At 66.9% G+C, this 22,994-nt stretch carries 23 protein-coding genes, 1 tRNA gene and 2 pseudogenes; 15 read left to right on the top strand and 11 right to left on the bottom strand.

The window, feature by feature from the left end; translation table 11 throughout:
- On the top strand, window positions 1–2,480 hold a 2,480-nt coding region (locus A5784_RS34600), incomplete at its 5' end, for an ATP-binding protein (RefSeq protein ID WP_156750942.1).
- 24 nt (window positions 2,481–2,504) lie between these two features.
- Here the strand turns inward: A5784_RS34600 and A5784_RS34595 are convergent.
- Window positions 2,505–3,239 (bottom strand): hemerythrin domain-containing protein, encoded by a 735-nt coding sequence (locus A5784_RS34595; RefSeq protein ID WP_064949385.1) that lies wholly within the window; start codon window positions 3,237–3,239, stop codon window positions 2,505–2,507.
- Between the two features lie 583 nt (window positions 3,240–3,822).
- Between A5784_RS34595 and mspA the strand changes: the two genes are divergently transcribed.
- The 3 genes and pseudogenes from mspA (at window position 3,823) to A5784_RS34575 (ending at window position 5,687) form a co-directional block, all read left to right on the top strand.
- On the top strand, window positions 3,823–4,467 hold the full coding sequence (gene mspA, locus A5784_RS34590; protein ID WP_064949384.1) for a porin MspA: 645 nt from the start codon (window positions 3,823–3,825) through the stop codon (window positions 4,465–4,467).
- 171 nt (window positions 4,468–4,638) lie between these two features.
- A pseudogene (locus tag A5784_RS34585) lies at window positions 4,639–4,866 on the top strand (response regulator); the annotation flags it as partial.
- A gap of 443 nt (window positions 4,867–5,309) precedes the next feature.
- Window positions 5,310–5,687, top strand: a complete 378-nt coding sequence (locus A5784_RS34575) for a hypothetical protein (RefSeq protein ID WP_064949381.1) — start codon at window positions 5,310–5,312, stop codon at window positions 5,685–5,687.
- An 81-nt stretch (window positions 5,688–5,768) separates the two neighbouring features.
- Here A5784_RS34575 and A5784_RS34570 read toward each other — a convergent pair whose 3' ends face one another.
- Entirely contained in the window at window positions 5,769–6,047 is a 279-nt protein-coding gene (locus A5784_RS34570; RefSeq protein WP_064949380.1) for a hypothetical protein, read from the bottom strand.
- Between the two features lie 82 nt (window positions 6,048–6,129).
- The gene (locus A5784_RS34565; protein ID WP_064949379.1) at window positions 6,130–8,493 is read right to left on the bottom strand and encodes an arylsulfatase; all 2,364 of its coding nucleotides are present in this window, start codon (window positions 8,491–8,493) and stop codon (window positions 6,130–6,132) included.
- A gap of 215 nt (window positions 8,494–8,708) precedes the next feature.
- Between A5784_RS34565 and A5784_RS34560 the strand changes: the two genes are divergently transcribed.
- Entirely contained in the window at window positions 8,709–9,026 is a 318-nt protein-coding gene (locus tag A5784_RS34560) for an AraC family transcriptional regulator ligand-binding domain-containing protein (RefSeq protein WP_156750941.1), read from the top strand.
- Here A5784_RS34560 and phoU read toward each other — a convergent pair.
- The 5 genes and pseudogenes from phoU to A5784_RS34540 form a co-directional block, all read right to left on the bottom strand.
- Window positions 8,992–9,628 (bottom strand): annotated as a pseudogene (gene phoU / locus A5784_RS34555) (phosphate signaling complex protein PhoU). The gene A5784_RS34560 and the pseudogene phoU sit on opposite strands and share 35 nt — an antisense overlap.
- A 445-nt stretch (window positions 9,629–10,073) precedes the next feature.
- A complete protein-coding gene (locus tag A5784_RS38655; RefSeq protein ID WP_156750940.1) occupies window positions 10,074–10,223 on the bottom strand; it encodes a hypothetical protein in 150 nt (49 codons plus the stop codon).
- 116 nt (window positions 10,224–10,339) lie between these two features.
- Window positions 10,340–10,864, bottom strand: coding sequence for a hypothetical protein (locus tag A5784_RS34550; protein WP_064949377.1), 525 nt, complete (start codon window positions 10,862–10,864; stop codon window positions 10,340–10,342).
- Between the two features lie 76 nt (window positions 10,865–10,940).
- Window positions 10,941–11,027, bottom strand: a tRNA-Ser gene (locus A5784_RS34545).
- Between the two features lie 19 nt (window positions 11,028–11,046).
- Window positions 11,047–11,559, bottom strand: a complete 513-nt coding sequence (locus A5784_RS34540; RefSeq protein WP_029370875.1) for a MarR family winged helix-turn-helix transcriptional regulator — start codon at window positions 11,557–11,559, stop codon at window positions 11,047–11,049.
- Between the two features lie 67 nt (window positions 11,560–11,626).
- On the opposite strand from A5784_RS34540, the gene A5784_RS34535 reads away from it, so the two are divergent.
- A complete protein-coding gene (locus A5784_RS34535; RefSeq protein ID WP_064949376.1) occupies window positions 11,627–12,595 on the top strand; it encodes an NAD(P)H-quinone oxidoreductase in 969 nt (322 codons plus the stop codon).
- Between the two features lie 33 nt (window positions 12,596–12,628).
- On the opposite strand, the gene A5784_RS34530 is transcribed toward A5784_RS34535, so the two are convergent.
- A complete protein-coding gene (locus tag A5784_RS34530; RefSeq protein ID WP_064949375.1) occupies window positions 12,629–13,825 on the bottom strand; it encodes a cysteine desulfurase-like protein in 1,197 nt (398 codons plus the stop codon).
- Window positions 13,826–13,949: 124 nt separating this feature from the next.
- On the opposite strand from A5784_RS34530, the gene A5784_RS34525 reads away from it, so the two are divergent.
- Genes A5784_RS34525 through wzm form a run of 5 tightly spaced genes read left to right on the top strand, consistent with a single transcriptional unit; the run spans window position 13,950 to window position 18,964 of the window.
- The gene (locus A5784_RS34525; RefSeq protein ID WP_064949374.1) at window positions 13,950–15,908 is read left to right on the top strand and encodes a DUF6541 family protein; all 1,959 of its coding nucleotides are present in this window, start codon (window positions 13,950–13,952) and stop codon (window positions 15,906–15,908) included.
- Window positions 15,905–16,423, top strand: a complete 519-nt coding sequence (locus A5784_RS34520; protein ID WP_064949373.1) for a bacterial proteasome activator family protein — start codon at window positions 15,905–15,907, stop codon at window positions 16,421–16,423. The genes A5784_RS34525 and A5784_RS34520 overlap by 4 nt, the downstream gene beginning before the upstream one ends.
- A 9-nt stretch (window positions 16,424–16,432) precedes the next feature.
- Window positions 16,433–17,233, top strand: coding sequence for a galactan export ABC transporter ATP-binding subunit Wzt/RfbE (wzt, locus tag A5784_RS34515; RefSeq protein WP_064949372.1), 801 nt, complete (start codon window positions 16,433–16,435; stop codon window positions 17,231–17,233).
- Complete coding sequence (glfT1, locus tag A5784_RS34510; protein WP_064949371.1) at window positions 17,220–18,137, top strand: galactofuranosyltransferase GlfT1; 918 nt, start codon at window positions 17,220–17,222, stop codon at window positions 18,135–18,137. Before wzt ends, glfT1 begins: the two co-directional genes overlap by 14 nt.
- A complete protein-coding gene (wzm, locus tag A5784_RS34505) occupies window positions 18,134–18,964 on the top strand; it encodes a galactan export ABC transporter permease subunit Wzm/RfbD (RefSeq protein WP_062830884.1) in 831 nt (276 codons plus the stop codon). The genes glfT1 and wzm overlap by 4 nt, the downstream gene beginning before the upstream one ends.
- A 7-nt stretch (window positions 18,965–18,971) precedes the next feature.
- On the opposite strand, the gene A5784_RS34500 is transcribed toward wzm, so the two are convergent.
- Window positions 18,972–19,385, bottom strand: a complete 414-nt coding sequence (locus tag A5784_RS34500; protein WP_064949370.1) for a pyridoxamine 5'-phosphate oxidase family protein — start codon at window positions 19,383–19,385, stop codon at window positions 18,972–18,974.
- 148 nt (window positions 19,386–19,533) lie between these two features.
- Here A5784_RS34500 and A5784_RS34495 point away from each other — a divergent pair, with 148 nt between their 5' ends.
- The 3 genes from A5784_RS34495 (at window position 19,534) to A5784_RS34485 (ending at window position 20,970) form a co-directional block, all read left to right on the top strand.
- Window positions 19,534–19,806 (top strand): hypothetical protein, encoded by a 273-nt coding sequence (locus tag A5784_RS34495; RefSeq protein ID WP_064949369.1) that lies wholly within the window; start codon window positions 19,534–19,536, stop codon window positions 19,804–19,806.
- A gap of 120 nt (window positions 19,807–19,926) precedes the next feature.
- Window positions 19,927–20,283 carry a heme-binding protein gene (locus A5784_RS34490; protein WP_064949368.1) on the top strand — a complete coding sequence of 119 codons (357 nt, stop codon included), beginning with the start codon at window positions 19,927–19,929 and terminating at the stop codon, window positions 20,281–20,283.
- A gap of 252 nt (window positions 20,284–20,535) precedes the next feature.
- The gene (locus A5784_RS34485; RefSeq protein WP_064949367.1) at window positions 20,536–20,970 is read left to right on the top strand and encodes a hypothetical protein; all 435 of its coding nucleotides are present in this window, start codon (window positions 20,536–20,538) and stop codon (window positions 20,968–20,970) included.
- Window positions 20,971–21,043: 73 nt separating this feature from the next.
- Here A5784_RS34485 and A5784_RS34480 read toward each other — a convergent pair whose 3' ends face one another.
- On the bottom strand, window positions 21,044–21,514 hold the full coding sequence (locus A5784_RS34480) for a carboxymuconolactone decarboxylase family protein (protein ID WP_064949366.1): 471 nt from the start codon (window positions 21,512–21,514) through the stop codon (window positions 21,044–21,046).
- Window positions 21,515–21,563: 49 nt separating this feature from the next.
- Here A5784_RS34480 and pdxR point away from each other — a divergent pair, with 49 nt between their 5' ends.
- A complete protein-coding gene (gene pdxR / locus A5784_RS34475) occupies window positions 21,564–22,976 on the top strand; it encodes a MocR-like pyridoxine biosynthesis transcription factor PdxR (RefSeq protein ID WP_064949365.1) in 1,413 nt (470 codons plus the stop codon).
- The last annotated feature ends 18 nt before the right edge of the window (window positions 22,977–22,994 follow it).

The raw sequence follows: 22,994 nt of genomic DNA, 5'->3' as shown, positions 1-22,994 counted from the left end.
TATGCGATCGTCGGCAGCGTCAGATGTGTATAAGAGACAGGGTGGGACGTGACCCGGAACTCAGCAGGCTGCGGGCCGAGGCGAAGGCCGCCGTCACGGGCATGCCCGGCGTCGCCGTCCTCGTCGGCGAACCCGGTGCCGGGAAGACCCGGCTACTGGTCGAGTTCGCGGAAGACGCTGCCGCACTGGGCTTCCGGATCGGCGTGGGGCGCTGCCGGGATGCCGACGAACCGCAACTGTGGCCACTGGCGCAGGCGCTGGCCGGGATCTCCGGTCGCCCGACGACGCTCGTCTACGAAGAGCTGACCTCCGGTTCGGAGGCCGCGCTGCGCGATCTGGCGGCCCGAATCGCGGCGGAGTCCGCGTCGACGGTGCCGACTGCTCTGGTCATCGAGGATCTGCACTGGGCTGGCCCGGTGACGGTCGGTGCGCTCACGGCGTTGGTCGAGCGGCTCACCGAGCAGCGGCTCCTGGTCATCGCCACCACCAGACCCGCCCCGGCGGACGGCTCCGACGTTCAGCGATTCCTGCGCGTCTGCGCCCGAGGGCAGGGCTGTCGGATCGAGTTGGGTCCGCTTCCGGTCGACACGGTGGCATCGCTGGCGAAAGTCGTCGCCGGCACCGGGATCGACGACGACCGGGCACACGCGCTGTGGAACCGGACCGGCGGGAACGCGCTGTACCTGGTGGAGTTGCTGCAGAGTGCAGGCACGCCCAGCGGCACCCTCGCCGAAGTGGTGCTGGATCGGGTCGAGGCCCTTCCCGCCGCGACGGTGGAGGCACTGCGTGCGGCCAGTGTGCTCGGCGCGGCGTTTCGACCCGCTGACCTCGCCGAGGTGACGAACACAGAACCGGGCCGCACAGCCGAACTCCTCGAGCCGGCGCGCCGGGCCGGGATCCTGGCTGACACCGGTACCGGCTTGCGGTTCGGGCACGCGATCGTGCAGGAGGTGATCCACCGATCACTCGCCGGCACTGTGCGCACGGACCTGCATCGACGCGCGGCGCAGGCCGCTGCCCAGGGAGATCTGACCCGGGCCGACGTGCGGGCGTCGGTGCAGCACCACCTGCGCTGCGCGGCGTCGGTGGACTCAGGGAGCGGCTGGCGCACCCTGGTCGAGACCGCGCAATACGCGCGGGCCGGTGCCCACTACGACGAGGAAGCCGCGCATCTGACGCTGGCACTGGACCTGCAACAGACCGATCGCTCGGCATCCGCACGGGAACGGTACGAGCTGCTCATGCTCACCACCGACGCGCACCGGTGGTCCGGTGATTGGCAGGGCGTCTCGGACTGCGTGGACGCCGCGACCCTGCTGGTGGAGCGGCTCGGAGATCCGGCCGACCGGAGTGCCACCGCGGAGCTGGCCGCCCGCACCCTGTCGGCGAACCTCGACGGTGCCCTGTGGCAGGTCAGGCCCTACGGCGAAGTGCACGCCCCCGTGGTGGACGCGCTCACCGAGGTTTTGCCGCACGTGCCGCCCCACCGGGCCGCGGTGCGCAGCCGGGCGCTGCTCACCCTGGCCATGGAGCTGTTCTACTCCGGGGACACCGCCCGGATCGACGCCCTGGTCACTGAGGCCCTCGCCGCAGCGCGCCCGATCGACGACCCGAGGGTCCGGGTGTCGGTGCAGCTCGGCGCGTATGTGGCGCGGTTCCGGCCGGACACCGCGGCAGACCGGGCCGAGTACCTGCGGCTCGCCCGCGCGGACGTCGACATCCTGGGTGATCCGCGGTTGGAGATGATGGTCGCGACGTTGGCCACCGGCCTCGCCAACGAGTCCGGCGACGCAGATGCGGTGCGATCCGGTATCCGGGCGCTGACCAGTCGGCTGCGCTCGGCCGGGCTCGGCACCGCAGAGGTGGTGCTGCACACCGTCGCCGCGCCCTGGCACGCGATGGCCGGCGACGACGCTGCCGCAGCCGCGTCGGTGCAACGGCTGCACGAACTCGCCGTCGAAGTGCGCACCCCCAACGTTCTCGAGGCTGCCCAGGCAGCGGCCGCGGTGGTGGCACTGCACTTCGGCCGGGCACCGGCGTTGCTGCCGGTGCTCGACGTGTTCCTCCGGGACAGCCGCATCCCGAGCGCATCGACGGTGGCACTGGTGCTGCTGCGCGCCGGCGAACGGGACCGGGCAGCGGTCTTCGTCGACTCCCATCCGCTGCCCACCGAGCGCCACACCTACCTCGGATCCGCATTCGCCGCGATGAGCTGCGAGATCGCGCTGGACCTCGACCGGCCGGATCTCGCCGTCGACGCCTATCGCTACCTGCGGGACTACTCGGGACGGATGGCGAGCGCAGGTACCGCATCGGCGATCGGCCCGGTGGACCTGTTCCTGGCCTGCGGCGCCGCCGTCACCGGGGATGCCGCGGCGGCAGCCGCATATGCGGACGCGGCGGCCGACCAAGCCCGCCGCTGGGGACTCGGCCGCGTCGAAGCACACCTCACCGGGCTCCGCACCCGGCATGGCTTTTGAACGGACCCGGATACCACCATCCGCTCAGCGCACCAAGGTCGTGCCCACGGTCGTGCCGGCCGGCACCGCGGCGAACGCGGCTTCGTCGAGTCGATGAAAACGGCGCCTACCCATCCGCAGCATCGCCCGCAGCGGCAACGGTGCCTCAGAGAGCAGTTCGGAGGCCAACGGCTCGGGAAGGTCCTTGAAGGCCCAGGGCAGCATCTGGGTGAGTTCGCGGGCACTCATGCCGCCCCGCAGCTGCGTGCGTTCGAGGTGGTCCCATTCCTCCCGCCTGATCCGCGCCTGCAGCACCGCGTTGGCGTCGCGCTCCTCGTGCGAGAGATGCCGGGTCAGGCAGGTGTATGCCTCGTCGAGGACCACAATCAGCCTCTCTCGGTCGGCTGTGGCGGTGCCGATCGTCATCGCCTCCAGGCCGGCGCGCACCCGGATCAGTAGTGGGTCGATCTGGTCATGTTCGGTGTCCATGGCGTCGAGAACCGCGAGTGCGTCGGCATCGTGATCGGCTTCGGCTCGTTCGCGCAGCAGTGGCCAGATGACCACGTCCTCCTTGCGATGATGATCGTGCAACACGGTGGACAGCAGGTCCCAGCGTGCCAGCAGCGCGCGCCAGGTGCGCCCGTCGGCGATCGGCGTGCGGCGGGCAGCGACACAGAAATGCGTCAGATCGCGCCGGAATCCGTAGTGCATCACGTACATCATCCGCAGGTCAGCGGGGCCCACAGGGGCGGCGGCCTGGCCCGGCAGCAACACGGTCACAACGACTCCTCTTCATCCGGGATGCCCGCTCGGGCGTCCTCGTCCCGAAAAGATGGCACAGCGCACTGGTAGTCCACTGGTGGCCGACTGGCGCAGCGGCAAGCCGCACAGGACCAGGCACAGGCCGCAGCCGACCAGACCAACAAGAAGCATTAGAACAGCGTCTCGGCGCAGCACTGTTTACAGCCACGGCGCCATGATGCGTTGCCAATTACGGCTTACTGCAACGTAATCAGCGCGTCGTCGACGGCTCTGATTGAGCCACATGAGCGGCACCGGCAAAGGGCTTGTCCGGCCCAAGCAGTCTGATAGCCCGACATCATGCTCGCCGTGGGGCGCATCGTAGTGCACGTGACCGGCAGGGCATACGGGATAGTCGACTCGACAAAATGGCGGGTACCGAGTTCTGCGAAATCACCGATCGCGGCTGTGACGGCACTGAGCGCCCACTGGAAGTATTGTGCGAGTAGCTGTTTCGATGTTTATCTCAGCGTCCGTTCAGCTGGCCGGTGCCACACTCTGATCCCCTGTGCGGCGTACTTGTCGCGCAGGCCGTGTTGTCGGGGTGAGAGCCAGGGAGACCATGACAGTCATCGTTCGGACCGTGTTCGCATTCGTCACCGCGATGGCGGCGATGCTCGTCGGGGCGGGTACCGCGCACGCTGGCCTGGACAATGAGCTGAGCCTGGTCGACGGCCAGGACCGCACCCTCACCGTCCAGCAGTGGGACACATTCCTCAACGGCGTGTTCCCCCTGGACCGCAACCGCCTGACCCGCGAGTGGTTCCACTCCGGTCGCGCCAAATACCACGTCGAAGGCCCCGGCGCCGCCGACTTCGCCGGCACCCTGGAACTCGGCTACCAGATCGGCTTCCCCTGGTCACTCGGTGTGGGCATCAACTTCAGCTACACCACCCCCAACATCCTGCTCGACGACACCAACATCAACCCGCTCTCGGCCGGCTTCAACCCGCTGGGCTCGGTCATCACCCCGAACCTGTTCCCCGGGGTGTCGATCTCGGCCGACCTGGGTAACGGCCCGGGCATCCAGGAAGTCGCCACCTTCTCCGTCGACGTCAAGGGCCCGGCCGGCGGCGTGGCCGTCTCCAACGCCCATGGCACCGTGACCGGCGCGGCCGGCGGCGTGCTGCTGCGTCCGTTCGCCCGCCTGATCGCCTCCACCGGTGACAGCGTCACCACCTACGGCGAACCCTGGAACATGAACTAGCAGGGACCGCAGGACGATTCGATGATGCTGCGAACCCGTCGACCACGGACCGACCGTGTCAGTAGCAGCCCGCGGTGACCGAAACTCAGTGTTCTCACGGTGCGCCCCTGTCACCGTGAACAAGTAGGAGCCGTGCACGCCACCGTGACGCGATAACCGGGAGCAGATGCCATGAAAGTCCTGATCGTCGAAGACGAACCGTTACTAGCGGGTTCGCTGGCCAAAGGGCTGGGCGCTGAAGGCTTTGCCGTGGCACTGGCGGCCACCGGCCCCAACGGGCTGCGCCAAGCCACCGCCAACTCGTTCGACGCGGTGATCCTCGACATCATGCTGCCAGGGCTCAGCGGCTACCAGGTGCTCGAACACCTTCGGGCGCATCAGGTGTGGACGCCTGCGGTGACGAGTTGGGACATGGGGGTTCCGAAGTGAAGCAGGACCAAATCGCCCTTGCCGCTGAGCTACTCGACATGGACCCGCAGGCTGCCGCTGACAACGCGTACGACATTCGAGACGACATCATGTGCACGTACAGCAATATCCGTGGCTTGGGGTCAGTGCTAGCCGGTAGCGACCTGTCAGTTCTCTTCTTCGCGTCCTATATATCTCCGGAGCAGGCGCGCGAGGTTTGGGACACTGGCCGCAGAACTCCTAAGGAGTCGTTCGCCGTATTGCACCAAACCAGGACATCGGCGGAATAGTCCTAGCCCAGCGGTGAGGCTCCCGATGTGTGCGACGGTCGGCAAGGCAATGTTCCGACGCCGCGCCGCCTTTCGTCGTAGCAATCTAAACCCGCAACCAACCTGCCAGGCGTCTGCTATGGCATCTCACCTACCACCGAACCCATGGGGCCTTGCAGCCGCAAGCGTCCGCTCTGCGCCCCACAGTTCGAATGTGTCAACGACAGTGAACCCCAACCGTTCAGCCAGGCCATCGACAAGAAGATCGCCAGCATTGGTCGTATACCCGCCCCGAAAACGTTGGACGATATTGAAGCTGGTGCCATCACCGATTTCGAGCTGCTGCTCCGCGAACAAGAAAAGCTCGCAGCCGAACGACGCACACGTCTGATCCAACTGGAACGGCAAAAAACCAAACTCATCGAAGCTTACATGGCCGACGCCTTGCCCGTTGAAGACCTGCAGTCCCACCAGTCAGGTGTTCACCATCAAGGGGCAACCCCACTTCATCCGTTTCCCTCCGTGTGGGCCGTCGCGGCGTAACGCCTCGAACGCGGCCGCCTCTATATCTACGTGTCCGGCACGGGATCTGTGCCGCACCGCGGTGAGTTCAGTCGCTGATCGTCAGCAGGGGTCGCCGGGCGGGGTGTAGTACGGAACCCCTTCGACGGTGTAGCAGGGGACTTCACCCCAGACGTAGGGGTGGTCGGCGGCCGCGATCGCCGCACCCGCTTCGACGCCGCGAGCGATCGGGGCGCCGCATCCCCCGACGCCGACGAAGCGACCATGCACGCCGGCGCAGATGTCCGCCGACGCGGTGGGCGCTGCAACGACCGGAGCGACGGCCAGCGGGGCGGCGACCAGCGCCGCGGCGGCCAGCAGTGTGGTGGTGCGTTTGTTCATGGGTTCTCCTCGATTGTCAGGGGTGGCCGGTGGTGTCGACGATTACCTCGGTCGCCGGGCTCTATCCGTTTCGGGGCAGCGGTTACTGGCGGGCCATCGCCACGCGCAGCGCATCCTCCGGGGAGACGACGTGCCCGGCGGCGTCGGCGGCGTCGGCGATGGCGAGCTGCACGCCTTTCACCCGGCCGTTGAACGCGTTGTTGCCGGGTGAGTAGTCCGGGGATACCGCAGCGCCGCCGTCGAGGCCGATATCGCAGCCGTCATCGGCGGAGAACACGATCGCCAGGGTGGCCTCCACCCGCCCCTGACCGACCCGCTCACCATCGACGTAGAGCGTGACGGTGCCGCCCTTGCCCATCCCGCCGCCGTCGTAGTCGAACTCCATCCGCACCTGATGAACACCCGCGGGCAGCCGGTCGGCGGACTCGACGAAGAAATGCGTGATGCCGCCCAGGTTGTAGCAGTACTTCAACTTGCCTTCGTGGGCGTACAAACTCCACCCGCCGATATTGGCGCCTTGGGCGATGATCACCCCGTCCGCCCCGGCCTCGGGCACCTCGATCTGCGCGGTCACCGCGTGCGACTTGTTCTTCATGTTCAGCACACAGTTCTCCGACAGATGCCCCATCCCTGGGAACAGCAGCTGCGTGTTGCCCTTGACCAGCACCGGACGGCCCGCCAGGTCGGAGTTCATCCGGCTGGCGGTGTCGTCGTCGAGCGGCAGCACGTTGTAGCGGGTGGCCTCGATCAACCACAACCGCTGCAACTCGTGCAGCTTCTCGGGCATCTCCTTGGCCAGGTCTTTGGCCTGAGTCCAATCGGTGCGGGTGTCATAGAGTTCCCACACGTCGTCGTCGAACGCGGGCTTTTCCTGTCCCACCAGCAGCCACGGTGTGCCGTGCTTGGTCACCGCGGTCCAACCCTTGTGATAGATGCCCCGGTTCCCCAGCATCTCGAAGTACTGGGTCTCGTGACGGTCCGGCGCCTGGCCATCGTTGAACGAATACAGCATGCTGACGCCCTCGATGGGGTGCTGCTGCACACCGTTGACGAACAACGGCTCCGGCAGCCCGGCCGCCTCCAAGATCGTCGGGGCCACATCGATGACATGGTGGAACTGCCAGCGCATCTCACCCTTGGCGGTGATCGAGCTGGGCCAGTGCACGATCGTGCCGTTGCGGGTGCCACCCCAGTGCGAGGCGACCTGCTTGGTCCACTGATACGGGGTGTCCATGGCGTGCGCCCACCCCACCGCGTAGTGGTTGTACGACTGCGGCCCGCCGAACTGGTCGAGCCGGTCGATCATGAACTGCGGCGTCTCCAGCGCCGCCATGCCGTTGAACGGCAGCATCTCGTTGAACGTGCCGTGCGGCGTGCCCTCGGCTGAGGCGCCGTTATCGCCGATGATGTAGTACACCAGGGTGTCATCGAGCACCCCGAGCCGTTGCAGGCTGTCCACCAGCCGGCCGACGTGGTGGTCGGTGTACTCCAGGAACCCGGCATAGACCTCCATCTGCCGGCGCAGCACCGGCTTGAGCTCCTCAGGCATCTCATCCCACGCCGGGATCTCGGCGTGCCGTGCGGTCAGCACCGCCTCCGGGGGGATCACCCCGAGGTCCTTCTGCCGGGCGAAGGTCTGCTCCCGCAGCGCATCCCAGCCCGCGTCGAAGGTGCCCTTGTACTTGTCGGCCCACTCCGCCGGCACGTGGTGCGGCGCATGGGTCGCCCCGGGGGCGAAGTACACGAAGAACGGCTTATCCGGAGCCAGCGCCTTCTGCTGGCCGATCCAGCCGATCGCCTTGTCGGTCATGTCCTCCATGAAGTGATAGCCCTGCTCGGGGGTGCGGGTCACCTCGATCGGGGTGGTGCCCTCGAACAGGGTCGGGTACCACTGGTTGGCCTCCCCGCCGAGGAAGCCGTAGAAGTACTCGAATCCCCCACCAGCGCTGGGCCAGGCGTCGAACGGACCCACCGGGCTGGTCTCCCAGACCGGCACCTCGTGACACTTGCCGAACTGGGCGGTGTTGTACCCGTTGAGCTTGAGCGTCCGCGCGATCGGCGACATGGTGTTGGGCAGCACCGAGCTGTAACCGGGTGCGCCGGTGGCGATCTCGGTGATGCCGCCCATCCCCGCCGAGTGGTGATTGCGCCCGGTCAGCAACGCCTGGCGGGTCGGTGAACACAGCGCCGTGGTGTGAAAACGGTTGTACTTCAACCCGTCTGTCGCCAGCCGCTCCGCGGTCGGGGTCGCACACGGTCCGCCGAACGCGCTGGAGGCGCCGAAACCCACATCGTCGAGCAGGATCAGCAGCACGTTCGGGGCGCCCGCGGGTGGCCGGACCTGCTCGATCGGCGGGTAGGACGTGTCGGGATCTTTCGCGTCATAGGTGATCAACCCGGTGCGCGGGGCACTCGGTATGGGCAGATGGGTTCGTGACTGTTGCATGGGGGCACCTTTCCTGGCACGAGCCGCCACCCCGGGCGGTCCTGTCGTAGACCTACTCTTCACCCGCACGAGTCAGCGGGCCAGCCAACATCACCGTCGGTCCCCCGACCCGGGCAACCACTCTGCAGCATCCGGCGTGCGCTCGTCTTGACTTTGCCGGACACGTTTTTGACCATTCTGGACATGCAGCTGATCCGTGGGTCGTGGGGTCGTGCTTGACAGGGTTCGACACGCTCACCACGTCCCACGGCGGTGATCCGCCGGTGCTGCTGGCCATGGCCGGACTCGATCCTGCCGATGTGGGTCGCCGGGACCGCTACATCCCGCTGCGCAGCGCGATCGCCGCCGTCGAAGGCACAGCCACAGTGCCGGGCGTCGACGACTTCGGCCGCCGGCTGGCCGTGCGGCCCACTTGCCTGGGAGTAGCGGGCCCGTCAGCCCACAACCCCTTCATGCACCGGACAGCCCCGGACTGGGTATGCGCCGCACTGCTGAATGTCAGTGCTGACGGGCTCCGGTTGTTTGGTAGATGACGCGGTCGGCGACCTCCACGGCATGATCGGCGAACCGTTCGTAATACCGGCTGAGCAGCGTCACATCGACCGCAGCGGCGGTGTCGTGGATCCACGCCGGGTCCATCACCGTGGTGAACAGCTGCTTGTGCAGCTCGTCCATCGTTTCGTCATCGGCGCGCAGCCTGTTCGGGATCACCGCAGAGCACGACGTGTTTCGTGTCTTCAGTGATGCGCACCGCGATGCGACCCATCTCCGAGAAATGGGCGACGACATCAACAGGCACGGCGACATGAGGGTGGCGCCGCCGCGCGATCCGCGCGATATGAGTCGCGAGCGCGCCCATGCGTTGCATGTCAGCGACATCCTTGAGGGCGCTGACCACCGCCCGCAGATCTCCGGCCACCGGGGCTTGGCGCGCCAGCAGCGTGAATGCCTCGGCTTCCAGCCGAGAGCATTCGTGGTTGATGTCGCCGTAGCGGTCGATGACCTCTTCGGCTAACTGCAGATTCGGTTGCAGCAAGGCAGCTGTGGCATCGGACATCGTCGCCCCGGTGCGCTCACACAGCCCAGCGATCCCGGCCCTCAGGTCGTCGAGTTGCTGATGAAACACCGTGCGCACAAACACTGAGCATAAGCCGCAACCCTGGTCACGCTAGGCGGTCCGTGCCAGGCCTACTCCTCTCCTCCGGGCGCGGCTTCCGTTTCTTCGTTGACGGCTTCGGGCGCAGGAGGGACCAGTCCACCGTCACCCCGCACCTCCTTCGTTGCGGGGTCCGGTTCGGGAGGCGGGACGCGGAAGACCAGCCAACCGTCCGTGCCCTTCGGATTCGGGCGGTATGCCCGAGCCACGCCGCGATGGTCGCCGTCGGTGCCCCGCGCAGGTGAAGAAGAGTTGCAGCCGTGTGCCTCGCCGGTTCCACCACGCGTTGAGCGCCCGCGGGCTGACAGGCCGACCGTGCGGATGCGCGATCACGTAGCCGTCGTCCGGCCCTCCCATAGGTCACCGACGGCCATGCGCATTGCCCGCTGCTCCCGTCGCACCCGCCGCAGGATCGGCAGCAGGTCTACCCAGCCAGTTCACCGCGGCGCAGAGCCAGCAGCGCGAGGTGCACGAAGGCTTCGCGCATCCGTGCGTGCTCGGTCTCGTGCACCGTCTTCCAGTCCGCGTCGGGCGCGGGGGCGGCCACCGCGTGGGCGTCGACCAGCTGCTCCACCTCGGCCTCGGACAGGACATCGTCCAGCTTGAGGTCCGGTGCACCGGACGGCCGTCATAACGGCTCCACCAAGTCGATGACGTTCCGCGGTAGAACCCCTTGAGCCTGAAGGTCTTTCACACGCTGCGCCATCGAGCGAGCATCGGGTTGATGGAGGTGCGCGCCCACACGCCGCGTGGTCTGGTGCCGCCACGCAGCTCCACCACGAGCTTCTCCACGTCGGCCTTGACGATCTTCTGCACCGGTCTGTCGCCATACTTCTCGATCACCGGAGCGAGCGCGGCGGAGTACGCGGCGTGTGTCGTGGGCTTGATCCGCTTGCCGGCGAGCCACTGCTCGCACGCGACCTTCATGGTGAGTTCGGAGGGTGCGGTAAACGTTCCGGCGGCGCGTTCCGCGGTGACGGTGGCGTGCGCGTCGACCGCCTCTTTCAGCGTGCGGAACCTGCGCCGCTGTTGCTGGCGCACCCCGTCGGGGCCGGTCACCTCGAGCCGCACCTCGTAACGCCGGCCCGACTCGAAGTCGCGCACAGTCACGTAACTCGGGATCTTCATGCGTCCTACCTCACCGTAGAAATTCGGTGAGACCAGCCGCGTCGAACGACACGCCGACACAGCTTCGGGACCGATACCCGAACTCATGTGTCACCTTGTGTCACATCGGTCGGGAGGTGATCCGCGGGCGGACCCGTGATCCAAGCGTCGGCGCTGGTAAGAGCGGTGGCGGAGGGATTTGAACCCCCGGTTGGGTTTAACCAACTCTCGCTTTCAAGGCGAGTGCATTAGGCCGCTCTGCCACGCCACCGCCGATAAGCGTAAAGGGTCTACACGCGGCCCAGTTTGGCGGGCGGTGCTCCGGACTGCAGAGCGACGCTGATGCGGCGGCAGTTCTCGCCCATCGCGGCGATCTGGGGCCGCGACAGCCTGCCGAGGAAGTGCGCACGGACGCACTGCCCGTAGGTGACCATCGCGCCCCGCACCGCCATCCGACCGTCGTCGGTGATGGTTGCGACCACGCCGCGGCCGTCGTCGGGGCTGGCACACCTCGTTACGAGGTTCTGCACCTCCAACCGACGGATCTGCCGCGTGACCCGGCTGGGCAGGGACATCAGGCGCTCGGCCAGGTCCCCCATCCGTGCCGATCCGGTGGCGGACTTATCGAGCATGTCGAGAAGCCGGACATCGTTGAGCGTGAGGTGATGCTCATCGACAAGCGACCGGTTCAGAGTCGCGTACAACCGCAAGGCCGAGTCGAGATAGTGCTGCCACGATCTCTGCTCGGCAATATCCAGGCCCGGCATATCGCCCGCCGTGCGCCCGGCAATCATGCCTGACATGGGCGCAATCGTAAGCGACGTCAGTATTGCTGGGTGGGTGAAACCGAAGGGTTGTAGCGTTCAAGAAATGCATGCAATTGTGGCCGCCACGGACGGCTCGCTGACCTGGGAAAACGTCGCTGACATCAGTCCCGGCAAAGGTGAGGTTTTGATCCGCGTTGGTGTCGCCGGCGTCAATCGCGCCGACTTGCTGCAAGCGGCCGGTAAATACCCACCGCCCCCGGGCGCCAGCGACACCATCGGACTGGAGGTCTCCGGCGTCGTCGCGGCCCTCGGCGACGGGGTCACCGACTGGGCTGTTGACCAGCCCGTGTGCGCGCTGTTGGCGGGCGGCGGGTACGCCGAATACGTCGCGGCACCCGCCGCACAGGTGATGCCGGTGCCCGACGGGACGACTCTCGACGAGGCTGCCGCCCTGCCCGAGGTGGCGTGCACGGTGTGGTCGAACCTGGTAAATACCGCGGGCTTGTCCGCGGGACATCTCGTGCTGCTGCACGGGGGTGCCAGCGGTATCGGAACCCACGCCATCCAGGTCGCCCATGCGCTCGGCGCCAGGGTCGCGGTGACCGCAGGCTCAGCCGAGAAGCTCGCCCTGTGCCGCAGCCTCGGAGCCGATATCACCATCAACTACCGCGATGAGGATTTCGTGGCGGTCGTGCAGGCTGAGGGCGGCGCTGACGTGATCCTCGACATCATGGGAGCGGCCTACCTGGACCGCAACGTCGATGCCTTGGCCGTCGGCGGCCGGATGGCCATCATCGGTATGCAGGGCGGCGTGAAAGGCGAGCTGAACATCGGCAAGCTCATCGCCAAGCGGGCCGGCGTGATCGGTACGTCACTGCGGCCACGGCCCGTGGACGGCCCGGGCGGCAAGGCCGAGATCGTCGCAGCCGTCGTCGACAACGTGTGGCCGATGGTCGCCGACGGGCGGGTGCGCCCGATCATCGGTGCTGAGTTGCCGATCCAGCAGGCGCAGCGGGCCCATCGGCTGCTGGCTTCCGGCGAAGTGGCTGGGAAAGTGCTGTTGCGGGTGTAGAAGGGTCAGCCCGCACACGCGAGGAGCCACAAATCAGCCCAGCGAGGCCAGCGCGCGGACCAGCTGGTCGACTTCGGCGATGGTCGAGTAGTGCGCGAGCCCCACCGTCACCGCGCCACCGATGTCGTTGACGCCGATCACGTCGAGCACGCGTGAGTTGACGTTGGAGACCGCCAGGATGCCGTTGTCGGCCAGCCGCTGCACCACCCGCTCGGCGGGCACGTCGCGCACTGCGAAGCTCAACACGGGAATGTGGGCTTCGGGCCTGCCGATCACCATCACCAAAGGCAGTGAGCGCAGCGACGACAGCAGATAGTCGAACAGCCGGCTCAGGTATGACGAGGCGGATTGCATTGACACGGCCAGTCTTTCGCGCCGGGTGCCCATCGCCGCCTCATCGAGGTTGGACAGGTACTCGATGCTGGCGACCACCCCGGCCAGCAGACCGTACTGATGCACGCCCATCTCCAGGCGCTCCGGCCCGGTCGCGTACGGGTTCAGCGACACCGAACCGAACGAATCGATGATGGACGGGTCACGGAAGACCAGTGCGCCGATCGGCGGCCCACCCCATTCGACGGCGTTGAGCGCGACGACGTCGGCGTCGGTCTCGTCGAGATCGAACAGCCGGTACGGCGCGGCGGCCGAATGGTCGACCACGACGAGCCCACCTACCTCGTGGGTCAGTTTGGTCACTTCACCGAGGTCGGTGATGGTTCCCAGGGTCGACGACGCCGATGCGATCGCCACGAGTCGAGTGGGCTTGTCGATCAACCCCTCCCACTGCCAGGACGGCAGCTCGCCGGTCTCGATGTCGACCTCGGCCCACTTCACCTTGGCGCCATAACGATTCGCGGCCCGCAGCCACGGCGCGATGTTCGCCTCGTCGTCGAGGCGCGTCACCACCACCTCGTAACCCAGCCCGACCCGGGCCGATGAGGCCTCGGCCAGCGCGGTCAGCAGGTGTGAGCGGTCGGGGCCGAGCACCACACCGCGGGGATCCCCGTTGACCAGATCTGCAACCGCTTGGCGAGCCGCGATGAGAACGGCCGCACTGCGGCGAGCCGAAGGGTGGGGTCCGACCGGTGTGGGCATGGATCCGCGGAATGCGGTCGAGACCGTCGTCGCCACCGCGTCCGGAACCAACATGCCGTTCTGGGTATCGAAGTGCACCCACCCATCGCCCAACGACGGATGCAGACCACGCACCCGGGCGACGTCGTATGCCATGCCAGCCACCTTAGAGCGTTCGCAAACAACACAAGCTGAGACGATCGGAGTGAGCGCCCGACCGCGAGTTTCTGCCACATAGGCCGCGCCGGACCAGGTCGCCCTGGGCAGCCATACTAGTCCAGTGGGCTTCGGGTTCGGAGTGCTAATCGCACTGTTGTTGCTAGTGATACCCGGGGCGCTGACCGCACGTGCGGGTGGCCTCACCCTGCCGGCGGCCGTGGCGATAGGCCCGGCCTTGACCTACGGCATCGTTGCGCTGTTCATCGTCCCGTTCGGCGCCATTGGCGTGCCCTGGAATGGGTGGACGGCACTGTTTGCTGTGGCCCTCACAACCGCGGTTGTGGCCGGGTTTCGGAGACTGCTGGGCCGGTATCGGGACCGCGATGCCGAACAGCTGACGCCTTCGCGGGGGCCCGTTCTGATCGTGGCTGCGGGGGTTGTGCTCGGTGCGCTGCTGATCATGTGGGCGGCGGTGGCCGGGCTGGTGCACTGGCAGTCCGCCCCCAGCACGTGGGACTCCGTGTGGCACGCCAACACCGTGCGGTTCATCCTCGAGACCGGTCAGGCGTCCCCCACCCACATGGGTGAGCTGCGCAATGTCGAGACCCATGCCATCCTGTACTACCCGTCGGCGTTCCACGCGCTGGCCGCGGTGTACAGCCAGATCACAGGGGCCGCGGCGACCACCGCGTACACGATCGGCACGGTCGCGGCATCGGTGTGGCTGTTCCCGCTCAGCGCCGCGATGCTGGCCTGGAAGATGGTGCGTCCGCTCACGTGCCCGACGCGCACCGCCATCGTCGCCGCGACGGCGGCCGCGCTGACGGCGTCCTTCACGGCAGTGCCCTACGTCGAGTTCGACGTGGCGGCCGTACCGAACCTGGTGGCCTACGGCCTGGCGGTGCCTGCGTTCGTACTCGTTGCCTCCACCCTGCGGCACCGCGACCGCATACCGCTGGCAATCCTGGCCCTGGTCGGGGTGTTCTCGGTGCACATCACCGGCGGTGTCGTGACTGCGCTGCTGGTGGGAGCGTGGTGGCTGCTGGAATGCTTGCGCAATCCGGTGCGCGGCCGGCTGCCCGACTTCGTGACGCTGCTCATAGTGGGGATACCTGCCCTGCTGGTCATGCTGCCCCAGTTCCTCAGTGTGGCCGACCAGGCCGACATCATCGCCGGGCACGCATTCGTCAACCATCTGGGCCGCAAGCGCTCGTTGTTCGCCGCGGTCGTGCAGCACACGCGGCACCTCAACGACTTTCCGATCCAGAACATCCTGATCGCGCTCGCCGCCATCGGCGGGCTGGTCATGTTGATCAAGAAGATCTGGTGGCCGTTGGGGGTCTGGGCCCTGATGATGGTGGCGATCGTGCATTCCGGCGCGCCGTTCGGCGGCCCTGTCGGGGTCATCACCGGCAAGTTCAGCGATCTGTTCTACAGCGACCCGCGTCGGTTGTCGGCCGTGGTCACCATGCTGTATGCGCCGATGGCGGCGATCGGGTTGTGCACCCTGGTACTGGGCCTGACGATGCTGCTGGCCCGCGTGACGCAGCGGCAGACGGTGATCAGGGCCACCGCAGGTGTCGTGCTGGTCGCCGTGACAGTCGGGCTGGCGTGGCACTACTTCCCCCGGCACCGCTTCCTGTTCGGCGACAAGTACGACAAGGTGATGGTCGCCGACCACAAGCTGCGCGCCTTCGCCTACCTGGCCGGCCTGCCCGACGCCCACACCACGGTGATCGGCGACGCCAACACCGACGGCAGTGCCTGGATGTACGCGGTCGCCGGGCTGCACCCGCTGTGGACCCACTACGACTACCCGGTGCAGCAGGGCCCTGGGTATAACCGGTTCATTTTCTGGGCATACGCCGACGATGCCGACACCGATCCGCGGGTTGCCGAGGCCGTCAAGGCCCTCAACATCAAGTACGTACTGACCAGCACACCGGTGGTGCGCGGGTTCACCATGCCCGACGGGCTAGTGTCGCTAGACAAGTCGAAGTCGTGGGAGAAGATCTACGACGACGGTAAAGACCGCATCTACCGCTGGCGCGGAGACCAACAGACGACGGGAAGGTCATGAGCATCAACCCCGATGACGACAACATCGAGATCCTGCCGGGCGACGTCGATCAGGACGCAGACGCCGAAGCCGACGGCAAATCGCTGACCGACCTCGTCGAGCAGCCGGCCAAGGTGATGCGCATCGGCACGATGATCAAGCAGCTGCTCGAGGAGGTACGCGCCGCTCCGCTCGACGACGCCAGCCGCAACCGGCTGCGCGACATCCACCGGACCAGCATCCGCGAGCTCGAGGACGGGCTGGCCCCCGAGTTGCGCGAGGAGCTGGAGCGGCTGACGCTGCCGTTCACCGAGGACTCCATCCCGTCGGATGCCGAGCTGCGGATCGCCCAGGCTCAGCTGGTCGGCTGGTTGGAGGGGCTCTTCCACGGTATTCAGACCGCGCTGTTCGCCCAGCAGATGGCCGCACGCGCCCAGCTCGAGCAGATGCGTCAGGGCGCACTGCCGCCCGGCATGGCCGGGCCCGCCGGACCCCGCGGCGGAGCGGCGCACCCGGGCACCGGACAGTACCTGTAGGTTCCGCTGTTGTCTGATCCACACATTTCCACGCGCGAGGCGTGGGTCGAGTTCCCCATCTTCGACGCGAAGACGCGTTCGCTGAAGAAGGCGTTCCTCGGTAAAGCCGGCGGCGCCATCGGGCGCAACCAGTCCAACGTAGTCGTCATCGAAGCGCTGCGCGACATCACGATGTCGCTGGAGATGGGCGACCGGGTGGGGCTGGTCGGGCACAACGGCGCCGGGAAATCGACCCTGCTGCGCCTGCTCTCGGGCATCTACGAGCCGACCCGCGGTTCGGCCACGGTCCGCGGCCGGGTGGCACCGGTCTTCGACCTCGGCGTCGGCATGGACCCGGAGATCTCCGGATACGAGAACATCATCATCCGCGGACTGTTCCTGGGCCAGACCCGCAAGCAGATGCTGGCCAAGGTCGACGAGATCGCCGAGTTCACCGAGCTGGGCGAATACCTGTCGATGCCGCTGCGCACGTACTCGACCGGTATGCGGGTCCGGCTGGCGATGGGCGTCGTGACGAGCATCGACCCGGAGATCCTGCTGCTCGACGAGGGCATCGGCGCGGTCGACGCGGACTTCTTGAAGAAGGCCCAATCACGGCTGCAGAGCCTGGTCGAGCGCTCCGGAATCCTGGTGTTCGCAAGCCATTCCAACGAGTTCCTGGCCCGGTTGTGCAAGACCGCGATGTGGATCGACCACGGCACCATCAAGATGACCGGCGGTATCGAAGAGGTCGTCCGCGCCTACGAGGGCGAGGACGCCGCGCGCACGGTGCGTGAGGTGCTGGAGGAATCGGCGCGTGGCCACAAGTGAATTCGTGACGGCGGTGATCGTCACCCATCGACGCCGCGAGCTCTTGGCCAAGTCGCTCGAGGCCGTGGTGACCCAGGAGCGTCGTCCGGACCATCTCGTCGTCGTCGACAACGACGACGACCCCGCTGTGCGGGACCTGGTGACCAGCCAGCCGGTGCCGTCGACGTATCTCGGTTCCCGCCGAAACCTCGGTGGCGCAGGGGGTTTCGCGCTCGGCATGCTCCATGCGCTGGCATTGGGGGCCGATTGGATCTGGCTGGCCGACGACGACGGCCGCCCCGCCGACGCCACCGTACTGGCCACGCTGCTGGCCTGCGCCGAGCAGCACTGCCTGGCCGAGGTGTCCCCGATGGTGTGCAACCTCGACGATCCCCGACGGCTGGCCTTCCCGCTGCGCCGCGGCTTGGTGTGGCGCCGGTTGGTCTCGGAGCTGCAGACCGAGGACTCGTCGGTCTCTGGTGATCTGCTGCCGGGCATCGCGTCGTTGTTCAACGGCGCCCTGTTCCGGGCTGCCACCGTGGAGGCCGTCGGCGTGCCGGATCTGCGTTTGTTCGTCCGCGGTGACGAGGTGGAACTGCACCGCAGGCTGGCGCGCTCCGGGCTGCCGTTCGGAACCTGTTTGACGGCAAGCTATCTGCACCCCTGCGGCACCGACGAGTTCAAACCGATCCTCGGCGGCCGGATGCACACCCAGTATCCCGACGACGAGACCAAACGGTTTTTCACCTACCGCAACCGCGGCTATCTGCTGTCCCAGCCGGGGCTGCGCAAACTCCTCCCCCAGGAATGGATGAGGTTCGGCTGGTACTTTCTGGTGTCCCGCCGCGACCCCGCGGGCCTGCGCGAATGGATCCGCCTGCGGCGCTTGGGCAGACGCGAGAGATTCGGAAGGACCGGACAATGACGTTCACTGACGCTGCGGCGCAGTCCAAAACCATGACCCGGGCCTGGCGTGACATGGCCGAAGGGTTCGGCAAACGCGAACTATGGCTGCATCTGGGCTGGCAGGACATCAAGCAGCGCTACCGCCGCAGTGTGCTCGGCCCGTTCTGGATCACGATCGCCACCGGCACCACCGCGGTGGCGATGGGCCTGCTGTATTCGAAGCTGTTCAAGCTGCCGCTCGCGGAACATCTGCCTTACGTCACGCTCGGGCTGATCATCTGGAACCTGATCAACGCGTCCATCCTGGAAGGCTCCGAGGTGTTCATCGCCAACGAGGGCCTCATCAAACAGCTTCCGACTCCGCTGTCGGTGCACGTCTACCGGCTGGTGTGGCGGCAGATGATCCTGTTCGCGCACAACATCGTCATCTTCGTGGTGATCGCGATCATCTATCCCAAGCCGTGGAAGTGGATCGATCTGGCGGTCATCCCGGCACTGGGTCTCATTGTGCTCAACTGTGTTTGGGTGTCACTGTGCTTCGGCATCCTGGCCACGCGGTACCGCGACATCGGCCCGCTGCTGGCCTCGGTGGTGCAGCTGCTGTTCTTCATGACGCCGATCATCTGGAACGAGTCCACGCTGCGGCAGCAGGGCGCCGGATCGTGGGCCAAGATCGTCGAATTGAACCCGCTGCTGCACTATCTCGACATCGTGCGGGCGCCGCTGTTGGGCGCTGACCAAGAGGTCCGGCACTGGGTGGTCGTTCTGGTGCTGACGGCGGTCGGCTGGGGCTTCGCGGCAATTGCCATGCGCCAGTACCGGGCCCGCGTGCCCTACTGGGTGTAGCCGCCATTCAGTCGGGCTGAGTGCCGAATTCGAAGTAGCGCCCGGAGATCTCGCTGGGCGTGATCCGCACATAGCAGCGTTTGACGGTGGCCGTCCAGGGCAGTAGCTGGGCCCGCTCGGCCGCGGCGATGTCCTCGGGCGTCTCCAACATCTCGGCGGTGCCGCGCACAATCACGCTCCAGCCGTTCATCAGGTTGTGATCGTCGGCCTCGAAGACCACGCGGTCGCTGAGTATGGAAGAGATCAGCTTGGTGCCCTCCGCGGTGCGGAACAGGACCGTGCGCCGTTGGACGACGAAGTTGACCGGGAAGATTTCGATTCTGGTGCCGATCGTGGTGACGAGGCGGCCGAGCGCCACGCTGGCGAGCAGCCGCCAGCTTTCGTCTTCTCCGAGGACCGACACCGGATGCTCGGGCGCCATGGCCAAACCCTAGCGACTCTCTGGCTGGGAGCGCTATTTTTCGGGTAGCGCACTACGCATGTGTCTTGAGATGCCGCTGTTTACCTTTTCCTCACAGGGGCCGATAAATTCCAGTTGCCTCTGACATTTGATGAAAGGGGTGTTTGACATGTCGCAGACTCATGTTGCCACGCTCGAGGCGAGCATCGTCGCGATGAACGAGGCCTTGGCCGAATTGTCCCGTCAACTGGTGCAACCAGACTCATCGTCGGACGCCGCGCCCGCAACCGATCTGGTGAGCATCGTCCACCGGCCAGGCTGGACGACCATTGCCGAGGCCATGCTGGTCGAATCGATTGCCGTGACGATCACTCATCACGCCCGCGCGCTCACCCAGGCCCACAAATCCCTGATCGCAGGGGCATTGGCGGTAGGCGATTAACGGGCGTCGTCGATACTCGCCGAACAATTCGGGATAATTCACCGAACAAGCCCATCAACGTTTTCGGCACGATTCTGCACAACGCACCCGTGATCGCCGGCGGTCACGCAGGATCACGGTATGAAACTGGCTGCCATGCTCGCCATCGGCGGGTTCGCGTCCCTCGCCATCGCCGTCCCGACCGCGGCTGCCGCACCGCCGTGCTCGGCAAGTGGGCTGGCGACAACCGCCAGCGGGGTGCTGTCCCAGGCTGGGGCGTACTTGGACGCGCACCCTGACGCCAACGACGTGCTGACCGCGGCGGGCACTCAATCGACCGGTGATGCCGAAGGGGCCATCCGGGCGTACTTCCTGGCCCACCCGGGCGAGTTCCTGGACCTGCAGAACATCGCACGTCCGCTGACCTCGCTTCGTGGACAGTGCGGGGTCTCGGTATCCGCGGGGCAGCTGGCGACGCTGTTCGACGCGCTGGCCTGAGAAGCTATATCCGTTCTGTCCCTTGATGTTTCGCGCTGTCTACTGATGGCGAATCGCGGACCTCGTCCGCGCCCATGTGGCGCTGCCGCCTGCAGCAAATCCAGGTGCCGGAGCGCACGTCTACACCATTTGCACCATCCGCGCCCGCAATAGACGCACTTTTCACCCGATGCCGCGGTGTTCGTGAGGGCCATAACTTTGCCTTCAAGCCGGTCAGAAAGCCGGCAAAACACCTGAAAGGCAAGGGAATTCATGAGCACCATCAGCACCGTCAAGAAGCTCACCGCGTCTGGCGCAATGGCAGGCGTCCTTGGCCTGGCGGCTCTCGGCCTCGGCAGCGGCCTGGCCGCCGCTGCACCCGCAGCACACACGAACTCCGGCCCGGCCTCGTCGAACAGCCGGAACTCCGCACGCAACAGCTGGGACCCGGACAGCCCGGCGACCACGGGCGACGAGGCTCATCCCACGGCGCACCTGGTGTTCCCGAGCCGCCCGGCCAGCCCCCACGCCAGCCACGGGCACAAGGGGATGAACGAGCCGGTCGCCCCGGTGGGCATACACGATCCCTTCACCTCGGGCACAGACATGACGATGCAGACGGAAACCCCGTCGACCACGGGCGACAAGTCCGGTCCCAAGAATCTCGAAGTGTTCCCCGTCCAGCTCGGAGACATGACGTTCAACTAAGCGATGTTCGAGTGCGAGTGGAGCCGTGGCCGGCACGGATCAGGACCGTGCCGGCCACGGCGAGATCGGTGGATCAGCGCCGCGGAGGCGGCATCTTCACCGCGGCATTGATCCGGTTCCACGCGTTGATGGTGACGGCCATCGAAATCACCTGGCCCAGTTCACGTTCGGTGAATGCGGCGGCGGCCCGGGCATAGACCGCATCGGAGACGGGCCCGTGGCTGAGGTCGGTGATGGCCTCGGTCAGCGCGAGGGCCGCCTGCTCCTGCTCGGTGAACAGATCTCCGGCCTCTTCCCAGGCCGCGACCAATGCCAGGCGCTGGTCGGTCTCCCCCTGCTTGCGCGCATCGTGCGCATGCATGTCGAGGCAGAAGGCGCACCGGTTGAGCTGTGAGGCACGGATTTTGATCAGTTCGGCGATGGTCGGGTCGACATCCTTGGCCGACGCATTGGACAGCGTCATCATCGCGTCGTACAGCTCGGGTGAAGCCTTGTAGATCTTGAGGCGTCCGGCGGTCTGGGCGGGTTCGAGTGTCTGTGTCATGCCTAAAACGCTAGCCCCAAAAGACCCATCTAGATGGTTCAATCAAGGTATGACTTCGCGGGCCAATTCGGGCAGTCGGGATCTGCACCTGGAACTGCGGGCCGTCATCGAACCGGGCAGTCGCACGGCCCGTGAGCAGCTGATCAACGCTCTGCGCGACGGCATCCGATCGGGCCGGCTCGCGACCGGCGCGGCACTGCCCCCGTCCCGAGCGCTGGCCGGCGACCTCGGCCTGGCCCGCAACACCGTCGCGGAGGCCTATGCCGAACTGGTCGCCGAGGGCTGGCTGGCGTCAAGACAGGGTGCGGGCACCTGGGTAGCCCGGGCCAGCACGCCCCGGCCCGCGCCGCGGCCGCGCCGCATACCCGTCATGCCACGGCACAACCTGATGCCCGGCTCACCCGACCTGTCGGAGTTCCCGCGCAGCGGGTGGCTGGCATCGGCCCGTCGCGCGCTGACCGACGCGCCGGTGGCCGCGCTGCGGATGGGTGATCCGCGGGGCCCGCTCGCCCTGCGCGAGGCACTGACCGAATATCTGGGCCGGGTCCGGGGAGTGCGGACCACACCGGAGTCGATCGTCATCTGCGCCGGGGTCCGCGACGGCGTCGAACTGCTCGCGCGGGCCTTTCGGTCCGGGCGCCCCATCGCGGTGGAGGCCCACGGCCTCTTCATCTTTCGCGACGCGATCGCCGCGACGGGTGTGCCGACCGTGCCGATCGGACTGGACGACGACGGTGCCGTCATCGACGACCTGGACGCGCTCGACACCCCGGCGGTGTTGCTGACGCCCGCCCACCACAACCCGTTCGGTATGGCCCTGCATCCGAAACGGCGCAGCGCCGCGGTGGCGTGGGCACAGCGCACCGACGGGTACGTGCTCGACGACGACTACGACGGCGAGTTCCGCTACGACCGCCAACCCGTCGGCGCATTGCAGGCGCTTGACCCCGAACGGGTCGCCTACCTGGGCTCGACGAGCAAGAGCATGGCGCAGACGCTGCGCCTGGGCTGGATGGTGCTGCCCGAGGCGCTCATCGATCCGGTGATCGCTGCGGCAGGCGGGCAGCAGTACCACGTCGACGTCATCAATGCCCTGACGCTGGCCGACTTCATCGCCACCGGCGGCTACGACCGGCACATCCGTCGCATGCGCAACCGGTACCGACGTCGCCGCGACGCCTTGGTCGCCGCGCTGGACGGTTTCGACGTCGGCATCCGCGGCCTGGCCGCGGGCGTCAACGTCACGCTCACCCTGCCCGACGGCGCCGAACCCGAGGTGCTGCGGCGGTGCGGGGAGGCCGGGATCCAGCTGCAGGGACTCTCGATCATGCGTCATCCGGAGGCAGGCCCACAGATCCCCGACCCGGACGGCATCATCGTCGGCTTCGGGGCGCCCGCCGAGCATGCGTTCGGCCCGGCCGTCGAAGCGCTGCGCGCGGTGCTCGCCGAGGTGTTGCGTTAAGTGCGCTCGCTAAGCTGC

It is taken from the genome of Mycobacterium sp. 852013-50091_SCH5140682 (assembly GCF_001665685.1).
GTDB lineage: Bacteria > Actinomycetota > Actinomycetes > Mycobacteriales > Mycobacteriaceae > Mycobacterium.
Note: the sequence above shows the minus strand (reverse complement) of the source record. Positions and strands in the feature narration are given on the sequence as shown.

What these genes read in the sequence shown, in the direction of transcription:
- mspA (WP_064949384.1), top strand. Translation starts at nt 3,823, where the DNA reads ATGACAGTCATCGTTCGGACCGTGTTCGCATTCGTCACCGCGATGGCG.
- A5784_RS34575 (WP_064949381.1), top strand. Translation starts at nt 5,310, where the DNA reads ATGGGGCCTTGCAGCCGCAAGCGTCCGCTCTGCGCCCCACAGTTCGAA.
- A5784_RS34570 (WP_064949380.1), bottom strand. Translation starts at nt 6,047, where the DNA reads ATGAACAAACGCACCACCACACTGCTGGCCGCCGCGGCGCTGGTCGCC.
- A5784_RS34565 (WP_064949379.1), bottom strand. Translation starts at nt 8,493, where the DNA reads ATGCAACAGTCACGAACCCATCTGCCCATACCGAGTGCCCCGCGCACC.
- A5784_RS34550 (WP_064949377.1), bottom strand. Translation starts at nt 10,864, where the DNA reads ATGAGTTCGGGTATCGGTCCCGAAGCTGTGTCGGCGTGTCGTTCGACG.
- A5784_RS34540 (WP_029370875.1), bottom strand. Translation starts at nt 11,559, where the DNA reads ATGTCAGGCATGATTGCCGGGCGCACGGCGGGCGATATGCCGGGCCTG.
- A5784_RS34535 (WP_064949376.1), top strand. Translation starts at nt 11,627, where the DNA reads ATGCATGCAATTGTGGCCGCCACGGACGGCTCGCTGACCTGGGAAAAC.
- A5784_RS34530 (WP_064949375.1), bottom strand. Translation starts at nt 13,825, where the DNA reads ATGGCATACGACGTCGCCCGGGTGCGTGGTCTGCATCCGTCGTTGGGC.
- A5784_RS34520 (WP_064949373.1), top strand. Translation starts at nt 15,905, where the DNA reads ATGAGCATCAACCCCGATGACGACAACATCGAGATCCTGCCGGGCGAC.
- wzm (WP_062830884.1), top strand. Translation starts at nt 18,134, where the DNA reads ATGACGTTCACTGACGCTGCGGCGCAGTCCAAAACCATGACCCGGGCC.
- A5784_RS34500 (WP_064949370.1), bottom strand. Translation starts at nt 19,385, where the DNA reads ATGGCGCCCGAGCATCCGGTGTCGGTCCTCGGAGAAGACGAAAGCTGG.
- A5784_RS34495 (WP_064949369.1), top strand. Translation starts at nt 19,534, where the DNA reads ATGTCGCAGACTCATGTTGCCACGCTCGAGGCGAGCATCGTCGCGATG.
- A5784_RS34490 (WP_064949368.1), top strand. Translation starts at nt 19,927, where the DNA reads ATGAAACTGGCTGCCATGCTCGCCATCGGCGGGTTCGCGTCCCTCGCC.
- A5784_RS34485 (WP_064949367.1), top strand. Translation starts at nt 20,536, where the DNA reads ATGAGCACCATCAGCACCGTCAAGAAGCTCACCGCGTCTGGCGCAATG.
- A5784_RS34480 (WP_064949366.1), bottom strand. Translation starts at nt 21,514, where the DNA reads ATGACACAGACACTCGAACCCGCCCAGACCGCCGGACGCCTCAAGATC.
- pdxR (WP_064949365.1), top strand. Translation starts at nt 21,564, where the DNA reads ATGACTTCGCGGGCCAATTCGGGCAGTCGGGATCTGCACCTGGAACTG.